4 protein-coding genes are annotated in these 2,590 nt (G+C 64.6%); 3 read left to right on the top strand and 1 reads right to left on the bottom strand.

Translation table 11 applies throughout. The features are described from left to right. Window positions 1-482 precede the first annotated feature (482 nt). The 3 genes from V6M52_RS00705 (at window position 483) to V6M52_RS00695 (ending at window position 1,905) form a co-directional block, all read left to right on the top strand. Complete coding sequence (locus V6M52_RS00705; RefSeq protein WP_332698371.1) at window positions 483-896, top strand: hypothetical protein; 414 nt, start codon at window positions 483-485, stop codon at window positions 894-896. Between the two features lie 93 nt (window positions 897-989). Further along, window positions 990-1,241 carry a helix-turn-helix domain-containing protein gene (locus tag V6M52_RS00700; RefSeq protein WP_332698368.1) on the top strand — a complete coding sequence of 84 codons (252 nt, stop codon included), beginning with the start codon at window positions 990-992 and terminating at the stop codon, window positions 1,239-1,241. A 67-nt stretch (window positions 1,242-1,308) separates the two neighbouring features. Next, window positions 1,309-1,905: an arsenate-mycothiol transferase ArsC gene (locus V6M52_RS00695; protein ID WP_332698364.1), complete on the top strand. Its 597-nt coding sequence runs from the start codon at window positions 1,309-1,311 to the stop codon at window positions 1,903-1,905. 50 nt (window positions 1,906-1,955) lie between these two features. On the opposite strand, the gene V6M52_RS00690 is transcribed toward V6M52_RS00695, so the two are convergent. Beyond that, window positions 1,956-2,590: spermidine synthase (locus V6M52_RS00690; protein ID WP_332698361.1), on the bottom strand; the 635-nt coding region annotated here is incomplete at its 5' end.

Raw genomic sequence — 2,590 nt, 5'->3', positions numbered from 1 at the left:
ACGTCCACCGACAGGCCCTGTTCGATCGCCGCGAGGGCGGGGCCGCCATGTTCGTATTCAACGACACGCATGCCGTCGTGCCGAAGTCCGGCGGCGAGCCGGCCGCGAAGTTCGCCGTCGTCCTCCACCAGAACGATGGTCGGTCGGGCGCAGGCGACGTTCAGCGGCATGGCGGGCTCTTGGATGACGGGTGCGAACGGGATGGCCGTGCGGTGTGCAACTTCACATCTATCAAGTGATATGTCAAATATCACAACGAATGTTCTCAAGATCAATATATTGTCTTTAGAGCGTCTTAAAGGCATTCAGGATATCACCTTGGCCGATCCGGCGCGTTCTCATGAGGCGGTTTCCGGAAATTCGTGAACTGTGCCAATTCACATATCGAAGTCGATGTGTAAGACGTCATGGGGAGACGTGGAGGTCGAGCGCATGGCGGCGCTCGACCCCACCGCGAGGGGGGGTGCCTGTTGAACTGCGCGATGGATTTCGCCCGACTGAGACGATCGCTTACCCCGTTCGAAGGGGAAACGCTGCTGGAGGGATGGGCGGCGGAGCGCATGATGTCGGGCGGGGGGCGCCTGGGGCTGGCGATCGTCACCAATTGGCGGCTGGTCTTCATCGATGGCGAGCGGCGCCTGTCGGCTATCCCCATCGCGAAGATCGACGAGGTCGCCATCCTGTCCCCCAGGCGTCTGGCGATACGCACCTGGTACGACCGGATGGACCTGGTTTTCGATGGTCCAGCCGCGGCGGTCGCCGTGCTCAATCTCCTGCGCCAGGATCCGAAATACGCCGCGCGTGAAGGCGTGCCGGGCGTGAAGGGGGCCACGGGCCACCACCGTGAGCCGATCGCCGGAAGCCCATCCCACGGTCCACGTTTGGTGAGGTCCTAGCCGTCGGTGGTGCCATGCCGGCCGGCGTTCGGGCGGCGCGACAGGTCGCATTGATGACTTGATGATGCGCTGGACATCATTATAGATACGGAAATGATCACGGGTTCACAGATGAAGGCCGCGCGCGCGCTGCTCGGCATTGACCAGAAGGAGCTGGCCCGGCTGGCCACCGTTTCGCTGCCCACCATCCAACGGATGGAGGCCAGCGACGGAATCGTGCGCGCGGTCGTCGATAGCCTAGAGAAGGTGGTCAACGCCATCAATGCGGCCGGTGTGGAACTGATCGCCGGGGGCGCGCGGAGCGAGGGCGAGGGGCGGGGCGTGCGGCTCTTGGAGCGCAAGTAGTCAGCCCTCGAGTCTGATGTTTGGAACATCACGGAAGTAATTCAGCATATCGACCTGGCGATGTCAGATGTGCTATGGCGGATGGGTCATGCACAATCCTGGGACTGCCCGGCCGTTGCTTTGTCGCGCGTTGGCCGCCGAGGTTCTGCCCGCGCCGCGGCCCGAGCCCGGCCGTTCGAGGGGGCTGAGCGGGGGCGACCTATCGCCGTATCCGGATCTTAGTGCGGGTCGGAAACCTCGCAAGGCCAAGCCGGTCCGGCTGTTGTTCGTCTGCCGGACGCAAGCGGCCTTGAGCCCGATGGCTGAGGGCTTGGCGCGGGCCGCTTACGGCCGCCTGGACATCGTCGTCGCCAGCGCCGGACTGACCGTCGGGCCCTTGGATCCCGCAGCTGTTGCGGTCATGGCCGAGATCGGAATCGACATCCAGCGGCGTCAGGCCACCTCGATCGGCGAGCTGCAGCTCGAGGCATACGACATCGTGGTTTCCCTGGGCGTCGACAGGCTTGGACTTGGCCGCCACCAGATGGCGTTGACATGGGCTGTGCCGGACCCTGAAAAGGCGCCCGGACTGGACCCCATGTCGGTCTTGAGAAATGCGCGCCACGCGCTCGCGCCACGGATTTGGGCGCTTGGGGCGGTGCTCACGGCCAGTGATCGCGCCTGAGGTTCGATCTCCCGACCATCAGGTGACCTGCCATCCCTCCAGGGGGTTGCTCAACGACCGAGCTTGGCGCGGCAGACCACCAGCGTGTTGCCGACGTCTTCGGCCAGCACGGGAACCAGTCGGGGCGTCAGACCTGCCGCGCGCAACGCCCGGGCGATCCACTGCGCCGGCCACGACGCCGTGCAGTCGGCAACGTTCCAGACGATCAAACCCCCGGGCGAGAGCACCCCGGCGAGCAGCTGACCGATATCGGTTGTCAGCATGGCGTCCGGAATCTCGGTGCCGCTGAAGACGTCGATGGCGACGGCGTCCCACCGCCGTTCCGTCGAGCGCAGGAAGGTCAGGGCGTCGGCGTGAATGCACTCGACCTCGGCTGGGAGGTGAAACCATCGGCGCGCGATTTCGAAAGCCGTGGGCCAGTTGTCAACGGCGGTGACCTTCGCGCCCCGTCGGCTGAGCTGGGTCGCCAGGGCTCCGCCTGCCGTCCCCAGCAGGAGGAGATTCTCGCGATCCTTGAGCGCGGCCTCCATGGCTGAAACATATTCCAGGAGGTTGACGCCCTTAGCGTCCACATGGGTGTAGAGCGCGCCGTCTTCGAAATAGAAGCGCGACCCGTCATCGATCGCTTCGAAGATGCGCACCTTCCTGTCCAGGTCATCGCATTGGACAAGCACCTTCATAGCGC

It is taken from the genome of Devosia sp. (assembly GCF_036676215.1).
Taxonomy (GTDB): Bacteria; Pseudomonadota; Alphaproteobacteria; order Rhizobiales; family Devosiaceae; genus Devosia.
The sequence above is the reverse complement of the archived record's forward strand: the minus strand, read 5'-3'. Positions and strand labels throughout refer to the sequence as shown.